This window comes from Mesorhizobium sp. M2A.F.Ca.ET.039.01.1.1 (genome assembly GCF_003998035.1).
Taxonomy (GTDB): Bacteria; Pseudomonadota; Alphaproteobacteria; order Rhizobiales; family Rhizobiaceae; genus Mesorhizobium.
On record NZ_RZRY01000058.1, the window covers coordinates 1 to 16,699 of the forward strand.

At 62.6% G+C, this 16,699-nt stretch carries 17 protein-coding genes and 1 pseudogene; 3 read left to right on the forward strand and 15 right to left on the reverse strand.

What is annotated here, in order from left to right:
- The 8 genes from EOA24_RS07530 to EOA24_RS07565 form a co-directional block, all read right to left on the reverse strand.
- Window positions 1-1,326: heavy metal translocating P-type ATPase (locus EOA24_RS07530; protein WP_133374477.1), on the reverse strand; the 1,326-nt coding region annotated here is incomplete at its 3' end.
- Window positions 1,323-1,835 (reverse strand): FixH family protein, encoded by a 513-nt coding sequence (locus EOA24_RS07535; protein WP_126079233.1) that lies wholly within the window; start codon window positions 1,833-1,835, stop codon window positions 1,323-1,325. The genes EOA24_RS07535 and EOA24_RS07530, both read right to left, overlap by 4 nt.
- Window positions 1,832-3,391: a cytochrome c oxidase accessory protein CcoG gene (ccoG, locus tag EOA24_RS07540; RefSeq protein WP_126079232.1), complete on the reverse strand. Its 1,560-nt coding sequence runs from the start codon at window positions 3,389-3,391 to the stop codon at window positions 1,832-1,834. The genes EOA24_RS07535 and ccoG overlap by 4 nt, the downstream gene beginning before the upstream one ends.
- Window positions 3,392-3,562: 171 nt before the next feature.
- Window positions 3,563-4,426 (reverse strand): cytochrome-c oxidase, cbb3-type subunit III, encoded by an 864-nt coding sequence (gene ccoP, locus EOA24_RS07545; protein ID WP_126079231.1) that lies wholly within the window; start codon window positions 4,424-4,426, stop codon window positions 3,563-3,565.
- Window positions 4,427-4,428: 2 nt separating this feature from the next.
- Window positions 4,429-4,578 carry a CcoQ/FixQ family Cbb3-type cytochrome c oxidase assembly chaperone gene (locus tag EOA24_RS07550; protein ID WP_042647191.1) on the reverse strand — a complete coding sequence of 50 codons (150 nt, stop codon included), beginning with the start codon at window positions 4,576-4,578 and terminating at the stop codon, window positions 4,429-4,431.
- 12 nt (window positions 4,579-4,590) lie between these two features.
- Window positions 4,591-5,322 (reverse strand): cytochrome-c oxidase, cbb3-type subunit II, encoded by a 732-nt coding sequence (gene ccoO, locus EOA24_RS07555; RefSeq protein ID WP_126079230.1) that lies wholly within the window; start codon window positions 5,320-5,322, stop codon window positions 4,591-4,593.
- 10 nt (window positions 5,323-5,332) lie between these two features.
- Window positions 5,333-6,943, reverse strand: a complete 1,611-nt coding sequence (ccoN, locus tag EOA24_RS07560; protein WP_126079229.1) for a cytochrome-c oxidase, cbb3-type subunit I — start codon at window positions 6,941-6,943, stop codon at window positions 5,333-5,335.
- Window positions 6,944-7,180: 237 nt separating this feature from the next.
- Window positions 7,181-7,894, reverse strand: coding sequence for a Crp/Fnr family transcriptional regulator (locus EOA24_RS07565; protein WP_126083548.1), 714 nt, complete (start codon window positions 7,892-7,894; stop codon window positions 7,181-7,183).
- 107 nt (window positions 7,895-8,001) lie between these two features.
- Here EOA24_RS07565 and hemN point away from each other — a divergent pair, with 107 nt between their 5' ends.
- The gene (hemN, locus tag EOA24_RS07570; RefSeq protein WP_126079228.1) at window positions 8,002-9,378 is read left to right on the forward strand and encodes an oxygen-independent coproporphyrinogen III oxidase; all 1,377 of its coding nucleotides are present in this window, start codon (window positions 8,002-8,004) and stop codon (window positions 9,376-9,378) included.
- A gap of 35 nt (window positions 9,379-9,413) precedes the next feature.
- On the opposite strand, the gene EOA24_RS07575 is transcribed toward hemN, so the two are convergent.
- The 6 genes from EOA24_RS07575 to EOA24_RS07600 all read right to left on the reverse strand — a co-directional run bounded on the left by EOA24_RS07575 (window position 9,414) and on the right by EOA24_RS07600 (window position 14,587).
- Complete coding sequence (locus tag EOA24_RS07575; RefSeq protein ID WP_126079227.1) at window positions 9,414-9,845, reverse strand: ion channel; 432 nt, start codon at window positions 9,843-9,845, stop codon at window positions 9,414-9,416.
- 190 nt (window positions 9,846-10,035) lie between these two features.
- Window positions 10,036-10,491, reverse strand: coding sequence for a group III truncated hemoglobin (locus EOA24_RS07580; RefSeq protein ID WP_126079226.1), 456 nt, complete (start codon window positions 10,489-10,491; stop codon window positions 10,036-10,038).
- A gap of 23 nt (window positions 10,492-10,514) precedes the next feature.
- Window positions 10,515-11,354: an SUMF1/EgtB/PvdO family nonheme iron enzyme gene (locus tag EOA24_RS07585; RefSeq protein ID WP_245501769.1), complete on the reverse strand. Its 840-nt coding sequence runs from the start codon at window positions 11,352-11,354 to the stop codon at window positions 10,515-10,517.
- Window positions 11,355-11,443: 89 nt separating this feature from the next.
- Window positions 11,444-12,547: a copper-containing nitrite reductase gene (nirK, locus tag EOA24_RS07590; RefSeq protein WP_126083547.1), complete on the reverse strand. Its 1,104-nt coding sequence runs from the start codon at window positions 12,545-12,547 to the stop codon at window positions 11,444-11,446.
- Window positions 12,548-12,801: 254 nt separating this feature from the next.
- On the reverse strand, window positions 12,802-13,248 hold the full coding sequence (locus tag EOA24_RS07595) for a pseudoazurin (protein WP_126062654.1): 447 nt from the start codon (window positions 13,246-13,248) through the stop codon (window positions 12,802-12,804).
- A gap of 142 nt (window positions 13,249-13,390) precedes the next feature.
- The gene (locus tag EOA24_RS07600) at window positions 13,391-14,587 is read right to left on the reverse strand and encodes an NnrS family protein (protein WP_126083546.1); all 1,197 of its coding nucleotides are present in this window, start codon (window positions 14,585-14,587) and stop codon (window positions 13,391-13,393) included.
- 206 nt (window positions 14,588-14,793) lie between these two features.
- Here EOA24_RS07600 and EOA24_RS07605 point away from each other — a divergent pair, with 206 nt between their 5' ends.
- On the forward strand, window positions 14,794-15,498 hold the full coding sequence (locus EOA24_RS07605; RefSeq protein ID WP_126079224.1) for a Crp/Fnr family transcriptional regulator: 705 nt from the start codon (window positions 14,794-14,796) through the stop codon (window positions 15,496-15,498).
- Here EOA24_RS07605 and EOA24_RS07610 read toward each other — a convergent pair.
- Window positions 15,495-15,710 (reverse strand): DUF1858 domain-containing protein, encoded by a 216-nt coding sequence (locus EOA24_RS07610; RefSeq protein ID WP_126083545.1) that lies wholly within the window; start codon window positions 15,708-15,710, stop codon window positions 15,495-15,497. The two genes, EOA24_RS07605 and EOA24_RS07610, sit on opposite strands and share 4 nt — an antisense overlap.
- Window positions 15,711-15,998: 288 nt before the next feature.
- Between EOA24_RS07610 and EOA24_RS07615 the strand changes: the two are divergent.
- Window positions 15,999-16,699 (forward strand): annotated as a pseudogene (locus tag EOA24_RS07615) (phosphoketolase); the annotation flags it as partial.

The following is a 16,699-nucleotide window of genomic DNA, read 5'->3' on the forward strand; positions in this document are numbered from 1 at the left end:
CGCGAGACGCTCCATCGCCGAACCATCCTTGACCATGACGCCAGCCTCGAACAGGCGCCGGGCCGCCACCACCTGGACGATCGGAACCGCGAGGCCGAGCGCGCACGGGCAGGTGATGATGAGCACGGCGATCGCGATGGTCATGGCGCGGTGCCAATCGCCGGACGCAACCATCCAGCCGAGGAAGGTGACGAAGGCCGCCAGATGGACCACGGGTGCGTAGAGTGCCGATACCCGGTCGGCGATCCGCCTGTAGCGCGAGCGGCCACCCTCGGCGGCTTCCATCAGCCGGATCATTTCCGCCAAGAAGGAATCCTTCGCTGCGGCGCTAGCCTGCATCGTCAGCGGACCCGTCAAGTTCAGCGTGCCGGCCTGGACGTGCGTGCCGGCGCTCACGGCTTTCGGCGCGCTCTCGCCGGAGACGATCGAGCAATCGAGGTCGGAATTCCCGCTGACGATATCGCCGTCGACCGGGATCCGCTCGCCGGCCGCAATGAGCAGGCGCATTCCCCGAGCGAGTTCGGCGACGGGCACGTATTCGCGTATTCCGTCGTCCCGCAGGACCACTGCCCCTCGCGCGGCAAGCCGCGATAGGCCATTGACCGCGGTTCGCGCCCGCTCGCGCATCACGTGATCCAGCGTGCGCCCGATCAGCAGGAAGAAGAGCAGCGACACCGAGGCGTCGAAATAGGCGTGCTCGCCGTGATTGATGGTCTCGTAGAGGCTCATCGTGTAGGCGAGGGAAACGCCCACCGCGATCGGCACGTCCATGTTCATGCGGCCATGGCGCAGCGCGTTCGCAGCCGAGCGAAAGTAGATCCCGCCGGCGAAGGCGAGCGCCGGGATGGCGATCAGCGCGGACAGCCAATGGAACAGATCGCGAGTCGGGCCTTCCGCGCCGGACCAGACCGATACCGAGAGCAGCATGATATTGCCGGCCGCGAAGCCCGCCACGGCGACAGCGCGGATCAGCTCCGAGAGCGTCCTGTCCTTCTCGTGAATTTCCGGGTCGAACAGGTGCGCCTGATAGCCGAGCCGGCCGAGCACGGCGAAGAATGGCGGGACGATGTCGCCGCGCCAGCGGATTGACACACGCTTCGTCGACAGGTTGACGCGAGCGGACACGACATTCTCGACCGAGCCGAGCGCCGCCTCGATCGTCTGAATGCAAGCTCCGCAGTGAACCGTCGGCACCGACAGGTCGGTCTGGTGGATGTCGCCGCCCAGGGAGCGGCTGGCCAACTTGATCTCCTCGCTCGACGGCGATGCGGATGTCGCGGCAGCGACCTCCAACGCCATTTCAGCTCCAGGCGCGCAGCAGCTCATTGCAGGGCTCCATTCGAGATCATGACACGGCGGACATCGCGGAACGGCGACGCCAGCCCGGCATCCGCATCGATCTCCACGATCCAGACGCCGTTCCTGGGCGTGTGCCGGACAGCAAATGCGTCCGCGTTCCCGGCAGTGCCGGCCACCGCGGCAAGTGTCAGGGCTTCGTCCTCGGCCTCGTAGGCCGGGTGGCGGAACAGCACCTTGACGCCGCGCAGCGGCACCGGCTTGCCCTGGCTGTCGACAAGGCTGTAACGGACCTCGCCGGAAGCGACGCTCAGCTTGCCTGTCCAGCCCAGCGCCGCCTGCGCCCTGCCTTTCCTGGCTTCTTCGTTGAACTGCTGGCTTGCGACATAGGTGTTCTCGACGACGAGGCCGGTCCAGCTCTTCTGGGCAAGCGTGGCCATGGTGACATTGACCCCGATCACCACCGCGAAGAACGCCAGAATGGAGACCAACATATGCTTGCCGGTGAACTCGCGCGGCTTCGGCATTTCGGCGCTCATCTGCTGTTCTCCGGGGCATTGAAAGTTGCAGTGTATTCGGCGGTTTCGGAACTTGCCGTGTCGTCGATGCGGAATTCGAAACTCTGCGCCGGCTTCCTGATCTGATCGGCCGGTTGCCGGACGAAGACCTTCAGCGTCTTCAGCCGGTCGGGCTCGACCGGGATGGAGAAGGAGCGGCTCGCGGGCTGGTCGATGCCCACGATGCTCATCTCACCGCCGTCGAGGCCGTGCAGCGTGATCTCGACCGTCCTCGGCTCGGGTATCATGTTGAGCAGCTTGACCGTATAGCCGTTGCGGATCGAGCCGTCCGAGAGCGTCACGAACTGCGGATTGCGATCATGCAGGACGTTGAGCTCCAGCCGTTCGCGCGTCAGCAGCGAACAGACGAGCACCAGGCCGATCGCCGACCACACGCCGAGATAGATGTAGGTGCGCAACCGGAAGATCTTGCCCAGGTGGAAATGTGCCAGGCCGTCGGCGAAGCTGCCGCTCGGCGTCCTCACCAGCGCCGGATTGACCGGGCCGGTGCCTCCGGATGTGGCCAACGCCATGTTGGCGTTGTAGTCAGCCAGCGTCTCGTAGGAGATCAGCCCGCGTTCCCGGCCGAGCTTGTCCATGACGCTGTCGCAGGCGTCGATGCAAAGGGCGCACGTGATGCATTCCAGCTGCTGGCCGTCGCGGATGTCGATTCCCATGGGGCAGACGGCGACACAGGCGTTGCAGTCGACGCAGTCGCCGACCGATTGCCCGGCGGCCGAGGCCTTCTTGGCGTGGCGCGAGCGCGGCTCGCCGCGCCAGTCGTTATACGTCACCGTCAGCGAGTTTTCGTCGAGCATGGCGGCCTGGATGCGCGGCCACGGGCACATATAGGTGCAGACCTGCTCGCGCATCAGCCCGCCGAGCACATAGGTGGTGCCGGTGAGCACCGCGATCGTGGCATAGGCGATGGGCGCCGCCGTGCCGGTGACGACTTCGCCGAGCAGCTTCGGCGCATCGGCGAAGTAGAAGATCCAGGCCCCGCCCGTGGCCACAGCGATGACAAGCCAGATGGCGTGCTTGGAGACGCGCAGGAAAAGCTTGCGGGCGCTCCAGGGAGCGGCGTCCAGCTTCATGCGGGCATTGCGATCGCCCTCAATTGCGCGTTCGACGACAAGGAACAGGTCGACCCAGACTGTCTGGGGGCAGGTATAGCCGCACCAGGCTCGCCCGACCGTCGATGTGATCAGGAAAAGACCGACGCCCGCCATCATCAGAAGGCCGGCGACGTAGTAGAATTCCTGCGGCCAGATTTCGATGAAGAAGAAGTAGAAACGGCGGTTCGCCAGGTCGATGAGAACGGCCTGGTCGGGAGCGAAAGGCCCCCGATCCCAGCGCAGCCAGGGGGTCAGGTAATAGATGCCGAGCGTGATCGCCATCACCAGCCATTTGAACTGGCGGAAACGACCGGAGGCGCGCTTCGGAAAGATTTTCTTGCGCGCGGCGTAGAGCGGCTGTCGCGTCTTCGCGGAGTTGACCGCTTCGGCCTCGAGCCGTTCTACCTGCGACTGATCCAGCACGACGATCTCCAATCACGGCGAAATGATGCCGCCTTCTTTCCGGCAATCTCGCAATCGCGCGGGCGCGTCGCGTTGATGCAGGTCAAATTGAGCCATCAAAAAGCAAGTCGAGGCCCGGCACGGCCGGGCCTCGTCGCTTGAACGGCTGAGGGCCGAGAATAGGCCCCGCTCCTATTCTCCGCCGCCAAGCGAATGGACATAGACAGCCAGCTCCTTGACCGTCGTCTCGCCGAGACGGCCGACCCAGGCAGGCATCACCCCGTTCTTCGGGGCTCGCACCTGGGCAGCAATCGCGGCCTCGCCGGAACCGTGGAGCCAGATGGCATCCGTCAGATCAGGTGCTCCGAGGTCGCGGTTGCCCTTAGCGTTCTCGCCATGGCAGGCGGCGCAATTGTCCGCGAAAACCTTGGCGCCGGGCTCGATCAGACTCTTGTCCTGTACCGGTCCGGAAAGGCTCGCCACATAGGCGCTGACCTGGGCGATCTGTTCCGGCTTGAGCACGTCGGCAAAGGCGGTCATCTCGGACTGACGGGTGTCGGGGTCCGCTGCGAAGCGGATGCCGTGCGTGATCGTCTGCTGGATCTCCTCCGCCTTGCCGCCCCAGAGCCAATCGTCATCGTTGAGGTTCGGAAACCCTGTCGATCCTTGCGCGCCGGAGCCGTGGCACTGCACGCAATTCACCTTGAACGCCGCGCCGCCGGCGGCGACGGCGAACTCGCGCAACGTGTCGTCAGCGGCGATTTCCGAAACGGTCTTGGACTGTATTGCCGTGACGTATTTGGCCTTGGCGGCGTCAGCCGCGGCCATCTCGTTCTTGACGGCATTGCGGCTGGAGAAGCCCAGGACGCCCCTGGTGGCGGAACTCAGCATCGGCCAGGCGGGATAGGCAATCGTGTAAGCGAGCGCCCAGGCCACGGTGATGTAGAAGGTGATCACCCACCAGCGCGGCAGAGGATTGTTGAGCTCCTTGATACCGTCCCATTCATGGCCGGTCGTCGTGATGCCCGAGATTTCGTCGATATGCTCGTTGCTCATGATCAATCGTCCTGGAGAGGAATTTTAGCGGCGTCGTCGGCATGCTTTCTGCCACCCGGACGCAGCGCGAAGACAATGCAGCCGACAAAGAACAAAGCCATGGCAAGCAGGCCCCAACTGTCGGCGAACTCCCGCATCAAGTTGTATTCCATCGGTTGCCCTCCTCAGCGGTAGCCGGCTGCTTCGTCGTAGTTCTTGAAATCGACCAGGGTGCCGAGCATCTGGAGATAGGCTACGAGAGCATCCATCTCGGTGACCTGTTGCGGGTTGCCGTCGAAGTCGCCGATCTTGGCCTTGGGGTAGCGTTTCTCCAGGCCGGTCGTGTCGGCATTGGGATCGGCCTGCGCCGTCAGGTCGGCGTTTGCGTTGGCGACCATGTCGTCGGAGTAGGGCACCCCGACGCGCCTGTTCGCAACCAGATGCGTCGAGAAATCCTTCACCTCGATCGGCGTGTCTTTCAAGAAGGCGTAGTTCGGCATGACCGATTCCGGCACCACGGAGCGCGGGTCGGCAAGATGCTGAACTTGCCAGCTGTTGGAGTAGCGATCGCCGACGCGAGCAAGATCCGGTCCGGTTCGCTTGGATCCCCACTGGAAGGGGTGGTCGTACATCGACTCGGCCGCCAGGCTGTAATGGCCGTAGCGTTCCACCTCGTCGCGGAACGGCCGGATCATCTGGCTGTGGCAGAGATAGCATCCCTCGCGTACATAGATGTTGCGTCCGGCAAGCTCCAGCGGGGTGTAGGGCCGCATGCCCTCGACCTTCTCGATCGTGTTGTCGAGATAGAAGAGCGGCGCGATCTCGACGATGCCGCCAACGGTCACGACCAGCAGGGATCCGACGAGAAGAAGCGTCGCGTTCTTCTCGATCAGCGCGTGTTTGTCTATCAGGCCCATGTCTGGCTCCTTATTCGGCAGGCTGGAGGGCGGGGGCGGAACCCGGCAAAGGCTGCTCTTTGCGCTGGTAGCCACGGATGGTCATGGTGATGTTCCAGGCCATGATCAGCATGCCGGCCAGGTACATGGCGCCGCCCGCGGCGCGCATGATGTAGTAGGGATGCATCGCGGCGACCGTCTCGGCGAAGGAATAGACGAGGAAACCCTGCTCGTCGTATTCGCGCCACATGAGCCCCTGCATGATGCCCGAGACCCACATCACCGCCGCGTAGACAACGATGCCGAGCGTCGCCAGCCAGAAGTGCCAGGTGACGAGGCGCATCGAATAGAGCCGCTCGCGGTTCCAGAGCTTGGGCACCATGTAGTAGATCGCGCCGAAGCTGATCAGGCCGACCCAGCCGAGCGCGCCCGAATGGACGTGGCCGATTGTCCAGTCCGTGTAGTGCGACAGCGAGTTGACCGTCTTGATCGACATCATCGGCCCTTCGAAGGTCGACATGCCGTAGAAGGCGATGGCCGCCACCATCATGCGGACGATCGGGTCGGTGCGGATCTTGTCCCAGGCGCCGGAGAGGGTCATGAGGCCGTTGATCATGCCGCCCCAGGACGGCATCCACAGCATGATCGAGAACACCATGCCGAGCGTCTGCGCCCAGTCGGGCAGGGCGGTGTAATGGAGGTGGTGCGGTCCTGCCCAGATATAGAGGAAGATCAGCGCCCAGAAGTGGATGATCGACAGCCGGTAGGAATAGACCGGGCGGTTCACCTGCTTGGGCACGAAGTAGTACATCATGCCGAGGAAGCCCGCCGTCAGGAAGAAACCGACCGCATTATGGCCGTACCACCACTGCGTCAGCGCGTCCTGAACACCCGAGAATGCCGAGTAGCTCTTCGAGCCGAGGAACGAGACCGGCATCGTCAGGTTGTTGACGACATGCAGCATCGCGATGGTGACGATGAAGGACAGGTAGAACCAGTTGGCGACGTAGATATGCGGTTCCTTGCGCTTCAGAATGGTGCCGAGGAAAAGGATCAGATACGCGACCCAGACGATCGTCAGCCAGAGGTCGACATACCATTCCGGCTCGGCATATTCGCGGCCTTCGGTGATGCCCAGCAGATAGCCGGTCGCGGCCATGAGGATGAACAGCTGATAGCCCCAGAAGACGAACCAGGCGAGATTGCCGCCGAACAGCCTCGCGCGGGACGTGCGCTGCACGACATACATGGATGTGCACAGAAGGGCGTTGCCGCCAAAGGCGAAGATCACACCGGAGGTATGAAGCGGCCGCAGCCGGCCGAAATTGAACCAGGGCCCGATGTTAAGCTGAGGGTATGCAAGCTCCAGCGCGATGATCAAGCCGACCAGCATGCCGACGACGCCCCAGAACACCGTCGCAATGGCGCCGTAGCGGATCGGACCATCCATGTAGGCGGATGGGTCGATCGGCGCCGCGGGCTTGAAATCCGTAGTGCGCAGCAGGACCGCGGTGAATCCAGCCACGGCCAAGAACAAAACCCACATGTGCTGGCGAAAAGGTTCATCCACCCCGAAGCCGGCGGCTACGAGGGCGCCAAAGGCGAACAGGCTTAGAAGGACGATCTCCGTGCCAAATTTCATCGCAAGTCCCCGATCTCGTCTCGAAAGTTCCGGCGGAAATACCCGCCCGAGGCACCTTTTCGAGATTTCCCGGCCCCCCGGCCTTGATCCAGGTCAAACGCGCACTGCTTTTATTTGGAGGGCGTCGGAAACTGATCCCGCTTCAGGCAGGGACGCCAGCGAAACGACCTGCAAGGCCGAACCTTGGGGTCATGGTGAGGTCAAGCAAGCGAAGGCTCGCAGGAGGATCGTCGCCGGTCAGTCGCCGCAGCGTTCCTCGAGCTGAGCCATGCTTGCGAGGCTGATCTGCCGCTTGTTGACGATCCGGATCGTGCCGTCGGACCGCAACCTGGACAGTTCCCGGCTGACCGTCTCGATGGTCAACCCGAGAAAATCGGCGATATCGGTGCGTGTCAGCGGCAGGTCGAAGCTTATCGGGCTCGCCGGATGGTGCGCGGGATTGGTGTTTCTGGCGACCATGAGGAGGAAGCTTGCGACCTTCTCGGACGCGGTCTTGCGCCCCAGCGCCGCCATCCAGTCGCGTGCTTCGTCGAGCTCGTTCAGCGTATGCTTCAGCAGCAGACGTCCAAGCTCCGGCATCTCGTTTGCCATCCGATCGATGATTGCCTTTGGAAACGAGCAGAGCGCCACATTCGTCAAGGCTTCGGCCCTGATCGGCTTCTTTGCCTCGAACGGCCTGCCCAGGAAATCGGGCGCGAAATGGAACCCGACAATCTGCTGACGACCATCCGAGAGATTTCTCGTGAGCTTGACCACGCCGGACAGAAGATTGGAGTAGGTTCCGTCGTCGGGCAGTTCCGTGCCTGCCGGAACCTCATGCCTGGAGGAGGCTTTGGCCAACTCGGCGAGTTGGCGGGCGTTGAAGGCGCCGCATAATCCATCCTGCCGCGCTTCGCAGGATTTGCAAATTGCGGGGACGTCTGCTTGCTGAACATCCTGTCTGGCGGTCATTGCGACGCCCGTGGTCAAATAGGAGCGGCAATCTGCCCGGGTTTTGACCTGAGTCGCCTTGATCGAGATCAAGGTTTTGCCGGCGTCGTTCGGGCAGTTTGACCGTCATGACCCCGCCCGCCGCTCCCATCGATCCGCCGCGCCCAGCTCCGACCGTGAGCCCTGGCGACAACGTGCCGCGTTACACGAGCTATCCGACGGCGCCGCATTTTCATCCGGGCGTTGACGCGGTCACGGTTCGCGGGTGGATTGACGCGCTCGAAGGCGATGACGAGATATCGCTGTATCTCCATATTCCCTATTGCGATCGGCTGTGCTGGTTCTGTGCCTGCCATACCAAGCAGACACGTCACTATGCGCCCGTGGCCACTTTCCTTCGCTCCCTCCACAAGGAGATCGAAACGGTCGGCCTCGTCAGCGGCCGCGGCAGGGTCCGCGCCGTTCATTTCGGTGGCGGCTCCCCGACAATGCTGAAGCCCGACGACATCCTCATGCTCGGAAAGGCGTTGCGGGATCAATTCGACTTCCTCGGCGATGCCAGCCTCAGCGTCGAGATCGACCCCAATGACATGGACGAGGGTCGGCTGGACGCGTTTGCCGCGATCGGCATGACAAGGGCGAGCCTGGGTGTCCAGGATTTCGATCCCAAGGTGCAGAAGGCGATCAATCGCGAGCAGAGTTTCGCGCTGACCAAGAGCATTGTCGATGCGGTGCGGGCGCGGGGCGTCACGTCCGTCAACCTCGACCTGCTTTACGGCCTGCCGCATCAGACCGGCAAGAGCGTCGCGGCGACCGTTGCCCAGGCGCTGACCTTGGCGCCGGACAGGCTTGCCCTGTTCGGCTACGCGCATGTGCCGTGGTTCAAGAAGCATCAGACGATGATCGATGAAGCCTGGCTGCCCGATTCCGTCGCGCGCCTGGCGCAGTCACAGCTTGCCGCGCAGCTGATTGTCGATGCCGGCTACGAGGCATTGGGATTGGACCATTTCGCGAAGCCCGGGGACACGCTGGCGGTTGCCGCCCGCGCCGGCAAGATCCGCCGCAATTTCCAGGGCTACACCGAGGACCAGTGCGAAACCCTGATCGGTCTCGGCCCCTCGTCGATCAGCCGGTATCGCCAGGGCCATGCACAAAACATCGTTGCGACGGGTGAATACCAGAAAGCCGTGGATTCGGGAGAGCTGGCGATAACGCGCGGCATAGAATTCAGCGTCGAAGATGAGGCGCGTGGCTGGGTCATCGAGCGCCTGATGTGCAACTTCGCCTTCTCGGCGGTGGAGCTTGTCGACCGCTTTGGAAATGTCGGCCAAAGGCTGCTTTGCGAAGCGAGCCGACTGGCCATCGGCGGGGCGGGCCAGCTTCTTCGGCTGGAAGGCGAGAACTTCGTCGTGCCGGCGGCAAGCCGTCCGCTTGTCCGCACGGTGGCGGCGAAATTCGACAAATACCTCAGCAACGGAACCGGCAGGCATTCGGTGGCGGTTTGAATAGGCTTCAGTTTGAATAGGCTTCAGGTGGGGGGTCAGAAATGCTCGCCCACCCTGAACGGCCCGACACGGGTCCCGGCCGCGATCAGATAGGCTGTCGACCAGCCGATCAGCAGAAAGCCGTTGATGCCTTCCAGGGCCGCCAGCACGCGCCAGCCATGAGCCGGCACGACATCGCCATATCCGACCGTCGAAAAGGTGATGGTCGAAAAGTAAAGCGCCGTCTCGAAATCGCTGAAGATTCCGAGCAGCCGGTAGATCCCGGCCCATAGCCAGACTTCCGCCGTCATGACAGCGAAAAGCCCCATCACGACCGTGATCATGGCGATGACCCGGCTGCGCCTCCCGTGCATCCGGAACAGCGCAACGAGTCGGGACATCACGTAAGTGATCGCGATAAGGCCGAAAGTGTGGATCAGGACCGTCAGGCTGATGACGATCGTGCCGACGAAAAGATTGAGGATCATCGCGGAAATCAGGGGCTTGAACAGCTACAGTCCATCACAGTCCATGTGCGGAATCAAACCGGATGTCAGCTCGGTGGATTGCTCCCTGCTTGCCGGTCACTTGGAGCAAGGAAACGGCGAAACCGCTCCATCCCCGCGTTTTAGAAAATTGCGAACGAACAGCTATGGCGAGGGGTGCGAACCTGACCGCTCACACTTTTCCCGAAACGTCTCTGGCGGCAGGGCCGAGGTGGAAGAACATGGCGAGCCTGAGGCTCGTCGCTATCCTTTCCGCTCGCTCGACGAACACCGCCGCGATCTCGGGAGCGAACAGGCGGGATGCCGTCTCGCCGAAGAGAGCCAGCCAAATCCCGAAGTCTGCTTCGGTCACGTCCTTGAGCTTCAGATGGGCCGGCACAGGTCGGCCATGGTAGTCGCCGCTCTTCAAGATGACGGAACACCAGAAGTCCGTCATCTTCTCCAGATGGGGCTCCCAGTCAACGGCGATTTCCCGGGCGAAGATAGGCCCGAGCCGCTCATCCTTTCTCACCCTGGAATAGAACTCGCGCACCAGCACCCCGATCGAGGCCCGGTCCACGCCGGGGCGGGCCAGGGGCTGTTCGGCGACGGGGCGCACTCTGTCAAGCAGGGCCGGCTTCGAAGTCATCTAAGTTCCTTTTTGTGGGGCAGTCAGGTGAGGCCCAATCGGCGAAGCGCGGCCTGCAGGAAGTCGCCGCGTTCATGGACCAGGCGAAACCCGAGATTGTCCGGCGGAGTTCCGACCGCGCAGCCGCCGCTTTTGCCGTCGCGGATGAAGTTCGACATGTAGGTGCGGTGGAACCCCTCCACAACGTGCACGCCGCAATTGGTGAGCGAACTGGCAACGCCATCGCTGGTCATCGTCACATGGGCGTAGCAGGTCGATGTCCATTCCCAGACATTGCCGGCAATATCCGCAACGCCCTTTGAGTTGATTCCGAATGCCCCGAGAGGACGCGGTTCAGGATCCGCTTTACGGCCGAGCGCCGCCTCGTTGCGGTATTGGGTGAGCCATCGCCTCGCCGGATCCGCCGGGTCGCCGTCGCCCCCCTCGATGTCGGGCCGAAACCGCTCGCTAGCTGCATAGGCCCACTCTACGTTGGTGGGCAGCCGCCAGGTTTCACCCGTTTTTGCCGACAGCCAATTCGCGTAAGCCTGGGCATCGAGGAAGCTGACGCCCGTCACCGGAACGTTGCCGACGAGACGCGAGTCGGCAGGTTTGCAGGCGCCGTCCGAAACGCAAAGGTCATAGTCCGACGCCGTCACCTGGAACTTCATGATTTCCAGTGGCGTGTCGATGGTTTCCTTCGCCACGGGTGCGGGTACGGGATGATTGTCCCGGAGGAACTCACCAGGCTGCGGATTTTCGAGTGATCCGGGCGCCAGGGCGACCAGCTTCGCCACGGCAGCTGGAACCCGCGAGGGCGTCGCCCCGTCGATCGCATTGCTGACGCCGAGAGCGATGAGGGCGGCGGCCGCGATCGTTCCCAATGTGAAGACAGGATCGAAGGACATGCTCAAGCTCCGCTAGCGGCTGCGACCCGCCGATATCGCCGGCGGGTCGCAGGTCGATCGACCTTCTATGAGGCAATCGCCTTGGGAGCCTCGACCTGCATCATCAGATCGTCGTCCCATTTTCCGTCCACCGTGAAGTGCGCAGTCGCGCCGAGCTCTACGGCCTCGATGAGATTGTGATTGACGTAGGCGTAGACGCCCGGCTGCCGGAACGCGTAGAGCGCCGCGCCCGCCGATCCACCCCGGATGAACCAAGTTTCGAGATCCTTGGCGGGGGGATTGCCGAACTTTCCGTGTTCCCAGACGAAGTCGCCATGGCCGCCGATCAGGTGCGGACGGGTGTCGCGATTGGCCTGCGAGTGGACGATGAGCACCGTCTCTCCGACCTTGGCCTTCATGGCGTTTTCGCCGGTCAGCGATCCAGCCTTGCCGTTGAAAACGACATGCGTCGGGACAAGGCCGCGCATCACTTTCACGGTGTCGTCGTAGTTGTCGCCGGCCGAGTCGTACTTCTTGAACTTTCCCTGCTCGTCGCGCGGGATGTAGAAGTCGTTCTCGCCGATATAGTAAATGCGGTCGTAGCGTACGGGCTTGCCCTTTTCGTCCCTCAGGCCATCGCGCGGCAGGACCATCACCGCCCCGCTCATCCCCGACACCACGTGCCAGGGGATCATCGCCCCGCCAGGTGCGCAATGATAGACGAATGTGCCGGACCGGGTCGCCTTGAAGCGCAGCGTCACCTGCTCGCCGGGGTTGATCAGCGTCAGCGCACCGCCGCCGAGCCCGCCGGTCGCCGCATGGAAGTCGATATTGTGGGCGAGCGTGTTGGTGTCGGGGTTGATCAAGGTCAGCTCGAGATAGTCGCCCTCATGCACGACCATGAGCGGGCCCGGAATGGAACCGTTGTAGGTCATGGCGTTGAGCTGAGTGCCGTCGGCGTCGATGACCATCGGCTTCTCTTCGATCTTCATGGTGAACTCGACGATCTTGGGGCCGCCCTTGCCCACCTGGTCGTGAGCGTGCACGAAAGGCGGCGCGACAAGCGTGACCTTTTCGCGCGGCAGCTCTGCCACATCCGTCACGGCCGCCATCGCCGGCGTCGAGCCGATGGCGGCAACAGCGGCGGCGGTAAGAACAGAACCCAGCAAAGCTTCGCGTCTCGTAAGCATCATAACCTCTCCTCATTTCAATCATTTCGATATCGTCAGAATATCGACTTCGAAAATCTCGTCTTTGCGCTTGCGCAAACCTGTGACAGGTGCAGTTGCTCTTTGTTGAGGAGTTTGCTTCTACAGGAAGGCCAGATAGGCACACCGCGCACACGCGGCCGACAAAAAGATGGCCGGGCAGGACCTCTCCCAAGGTCTGCCCGGCCCGTGCCTCCGGCCCGCCATTGCCGGAGGCAGCCCCCCATGCTGTCGGATCAGTTCGAAGCGGCTTTGGTCGCCTCGGCGAACAGCTCGGCAAAGACGGGCTTTGCCTTGCCGATCTGTTTGACGGCTTCTGCCGCCTCCAGGTTGACCGGCTTGCCGACGACGATCAGCGCCACCATGCCCATGCCGTAGTGGGGAGCGCATTTCACGCCATAGACACCTTCCTTGGTGAGGGTGACCGTGATCTCCTCGCTCGCCTTGCCCTTGAAGGGCTCGGCGCCGTCCGGAAGCATTCCATTGATGACCTCGGCATTGTGGGTCTTGTCGGTCGGCACAAACTTGATCGTGTCGCCGGGCGCCGCCCGGACGAAGTTGGGCTGGAAGACCATCGCGCCCTTTTCACCCTTGTTCAGCATCTGGACGACATGTTCTTCGGCATTCGCGGCGCCGGCCATCGAGAGCAACGCGACCGCCGCGGCAATGAGGGGCAGTTTCATCGGAGAGTTCCTTTCTTGTTTCACCACGGCATCTACCGTCGCGCGCTTTTAGATCGTCGGAGGACGTGGCGATTTGCGCTAGCTCAAATGCCGCGACGAAAGTGATGGCGCGGAACATGATGGTCAGTGTCGGCCCAAGCGTTCATTCAGCGTTGTTACGCGCTTGCCGGCGTGGCCGCGTGAGCATTCCGCCAAAGAACACGGCGTAGCCGACGAAAGCGGTAACCCATAGCGCCGCCGAGACATGCAGGAGGATCGGAGCGCCGGGAGCCATGGCCGCAGCTATGCGCAGGATGGCAGCGATGACGATCGCAACGAAGATCGCACGCGTTCCGGCGCCTGCCGCCAGTTCGCGGCCTGTGTAGCCGAGAGAGGCGCGGGTCATCACGGCCAGCGTCATGCAGGCCACCGCTCCAACGGCAAATGCGTGAATGCCCGCCGCCGCTGGAACGACACCTGGTGCGAGGACGGTCAGTCCGGCAAGCAGCAGGCCTAGCGGCGCAAAGACGAAGGCAATATGCAGGATCAGCACCAACGGATCGCCCAGTGTCCGATCGCCCGCCCAGCGGGCAAGCCGAACACTATTGAAGACCGCTCCCGCGATCAGAAGCGCGCCGGTTGCAAGACTGGCGGGAAAGAAGGTCCAGGCCGCGAGGCCGACGGCGGACAGCGCGATCGTTCCGATGTCGAACTTGCCAAATGATGCCGGAATCCGGCCGGGGTTCTCGCGCACCAGCCAATTGCGGGTGAAGCTGGGGACTATTCGCCCGCCTACGATCATGATGAGGACGACGACCGCTCCAAGACCCAGGCGGCGGCTCATGTCGGAGATGCCTTGGTAATGCGCTTCAACATGAAATATGACGTTTGCCGCAAATAGGGTCGCGACTGGCAGCAGCACCTTGAGGTTCCGCCAGTTCCGTCCGGCGATGATCTCCGTTGTGGCGGCCGCAACCACCGCTAGAAGAAAAGAGCAGTCTATGGCCGCGCTCAGCAGCCATCCGGTTTCCGCGGAAAGGAACACGGCCGCCCGACCGGCAACCCAGAGCAACACCAGCGCAAGGAGGCGAAAGTCCTGAACGGGAAGCCGGCCGGTCCAGTTCGGAATTGCGGTCAGCAGGAAGCCGGTCACGACCGCCGGCAGGTAGCCGAAAAGCAACTCATGAATATGCCAGTCCACGGGCAGGAATGTGCTGAAGGTTACCAGCCTGCCGTAATAGAGGGGCAGCCACAGCAGCATCGCAATGGCGGCCTGGAGCGAGCCCAGAAGGAAGAATGGCCGGAACCCGTAGGAGAGAATTGCCGGATAGGCGCTTGGCCGCGTCCGTGGAATTGCCATGACATGCCCCATTGAAAACCAGGCAAGACGCCTGCTGGGCCGCTTTTATCCGGGCTCTGAGGTCCGGAATTTGCCTCAGCGCAAACAAGGGAGTGATCGCCTTGCCACACCGAGGGGGAGGCTTCACTTGTCGACGGGCGGTCGTCCGTGACACAGTCAGGCAGAGCCTGAACGCATCGCAGCGTTGAAGTTGGGGAGGAAGGCAGTTGGCAAGCCTTGATCGATCGCTGATTGCCGGACTGCCTGTCTTCGAGGGGATCGCCTCCGCGGACCTGGATCGCATAATCGGACAGGCAAGGTCCATTCGCATCGCCAAGGATCAGCCGGTTTTCGAGCAGGAGCAGGAGGCCCATTCGTTCTTCCTTCTGCTCGACGGCCATGTGCGCGTGGTGAAATCGACTCCGGATGGTCATGAGGTGACCGTGCGATACATAAGCCCGGGCGAATTGATGGGGATCGCCAGCGCGCTGGGCCGGACGACCTATCCGGCGAATGCCCTTGCGGCGGTCGATTGCGTGGCGCTCGCCTGGCCGAGCCAGCTCTGGGCTACATTCGCGGCGAGCTACCCGAGCTTCAGCGCCAATGCCTACAAGGCGGTGGGAATAAGGCTGCAGGATGCTCATGCTCGCGTCATCGAGATGTCCACCGAGCAGGTGGAGCAGCGCGTTGCGCATGCCTTGCTGAAGCTGATCAAGCAGTCGGGGAAAAAGACCGAGGCAGGCATCATGATCGACTTCCCCATTTCACGCCAAGACGTTGCCGAGATGACAGGCACCACGCTTCACACGGTCAGCCGGCTGCTTTCCGCCTGGGAAGACCAGGGGTTGGTCAAGAGCGGGCGACAAAGGGTGGTCGTGGTCGAACCCCATCGCCTCCTCGTCATCGCTGAAGGCCGCTCGGCAAAGGGCTAGCCCGCTCCGCCGGCGTCGATGGCCGCCTCCAGGTCGCAGCGAAGCTGATCCTCGTCCAGGTCATGCTCGCGTGCCGCGTCCGAAACGGTGTGGAAGGAAGCGATCGGGCAGCCGACGCACAACATTCCGTGCTGGAGGACGACACGAACAGCCGCCGGCGCCTCGCGCATGATCCCATCCATCGTCGCATCGTCATTCAATTTGCGTTTCATCTTGTCTGTCCGCATTTTGCGAACAACTATCCTGACGGGTCTTTTCAATGCGTTAGTTGCTCTGAAGCAAAGAAGCCGCTGTCTTGTCTCGCGTGATGCAGTTTTGTGATGCTGTTTGGAGCCGCGGCCGGCTTGCCTCGGCATTTTGCGATGGATCAAAGCCCGCCGGCCCCCTGCCGGATAGATCGAAGGCGCACCCGGTCCTGACATGGACCGGTCATGAACCGGTGGCAGCGTTGATGCGTTGTGTTTCATCCGCATCGGTTCAACCCAGCGAAGGAGTCGGAAATGACCGAGCATCCCAGCGCCAATCGTTTGTCCGCGCAGGAACTGCAAGACATCGATGCCTACTGGCGTGCCGCCAACTACCTGACCATCGGGCAGATCTATCTGCTCGACAATCCGCTGCTTCGCGAACCCCTTCGGCTGGAGCATGTCAAGCCAAGGCTGCTCGGCCACTGGGGGACCTCGCCTGGTCTCAGCTTCATCTATGCGCATCTCAATCGTGCCATCAAGCAACGCGACGCCAATGTCATCTATGTCTGCGGTCCCGGCCATGGCGGGCCGGCGATGGTGGCCAACACCTATCTCGAGGGCACCTACAGCGAGACCAATCCGGACATTGCGCTGGGCGAGGCCGGAATGAAGAAGCTCTTCCGCCAGTTCTCGTTTCCTGGCGGCATCCCGAGCCATGCGGCGCCTGATGTGCCCGGCTCGATCCATGAAGGCGGCGAGCTTGGCTACGCCCTCTCGCACGCTTATGGAGCGGCCTTCGACAACCCGGACCTTGTCGTCGCCTGCGTCGTCGGCGACGGCGAGGCGGAAACCGGGCCGCTCGCCACCTCCTGGCATTCCAACAAGTTCCTCAACCCGGCGCTTGACGGCGCGGTGCTGCCGATCCTCCACCTCAACGGCTACAAGATCGCCAATCCCACCATTCTGGCCCGTATCCCCGAGGAAGAGCTGCGTGCGCTGTTCGTCGGCTATGG

What these genes read in the sequence shown, in the direction of transcription:
- EOA24_RS07535 (WP_126079233.1), bottom strand. Translation starts at nt 1,835, where the DNA reads ATGAGCGCCGAAATGCCGAAGCCGCGCGAGTTCACCGGCAAGCATATG.
- ccoP (WP_126079231.1), bottom strand. Translation starts at nt 4,426, where the DNA reads ATGAGCAACGAGCATATCGACGAAATCTCGGGCATCACGACGACCGGC.
- EOA24_RS07550 (WP_042647191.1), bottom strand. Translation starts at nt 4,578, where the DNA reads ATGGAATACAACTTGATGCGGGAGTTCGCCGACAGTTGGGGCCTGCTT.
- ccoO (WP_126079230.1), bottom strand. Translation starts at nt 5,322, where the DNA reads ATGGGCCTGATAGACAAACACGCGCTGATCGAGAAGAACGCGACGCTT.
- ccoN (WP_126079229.1), bottom strand. Translation starts at nt 6,943, where the DNA reads ATGAAATTTGGCACGGAGATCGTCCTTCTAAGCCTGTTCGCCTTTGGC.
- EOA24_RS07565 (WP_126083548.1), bottom strand. Translation starts at nt 7,894, where the DNA reads ATGACCGCCAGACAGGATGTTCAGCAAGCAGACGTCCCCGCAATTTGC.
- hemN (WP_126079228.1), top strand. Translation starts at nt 8,002, where the DNA reads ATGACCCCGCCCGCCGCTCCCATCGATCCGCCGCGCCCAGCTCCGACC.
- EOA24_RS07575 (WP_126079227.1), bottom strand. Translation starts at nt 9,845, where the DNA reads ATGATCCTCAATCTTTTCGTCGGCACGATCGTCATCAGCCTGACGGTC.
- EOA24_RS07580 (WP_126079226.1), bottom strand. Translation starts at nt 10,491, where the DNA reads ATGACTTCGAAGCCGGCCCTGCTTGACAGAGTGCGCCCCGTCGCCGAA.
- nirK (WP_126083547.1), bottom strand. Translation starts at nt 12,547, where the DNA reads ATGCTTACGAGACGCGAAGCTTTGCTGGGTTCTGTTCTTACCGCCGCC.
- EOA24_RS07595 (WP_126062654.1), bottom strand. Translation starts at nt 13,248, where the DNA reads ATGAAACTGCCCCTCATTGCCGCGGCGGTCGCGTTGCTCTCGATGGCC.
- EOA24_RS07600 (WP_126083546.1), bottom strand. Translation starts at nt 14,587, where the DNA reads ATGGCAATTCCACGGACGCGGCCAAGCGCCTATCCGGCAATTCTCTCC.
- EOA24_RS07610 (WP_126083545.1), bottom strand. Translation starts at nt 15,710, where the DNA reads ATGAAACGCAAATTGAATGACGATGCGACGATGGATGGGATCATGCGC.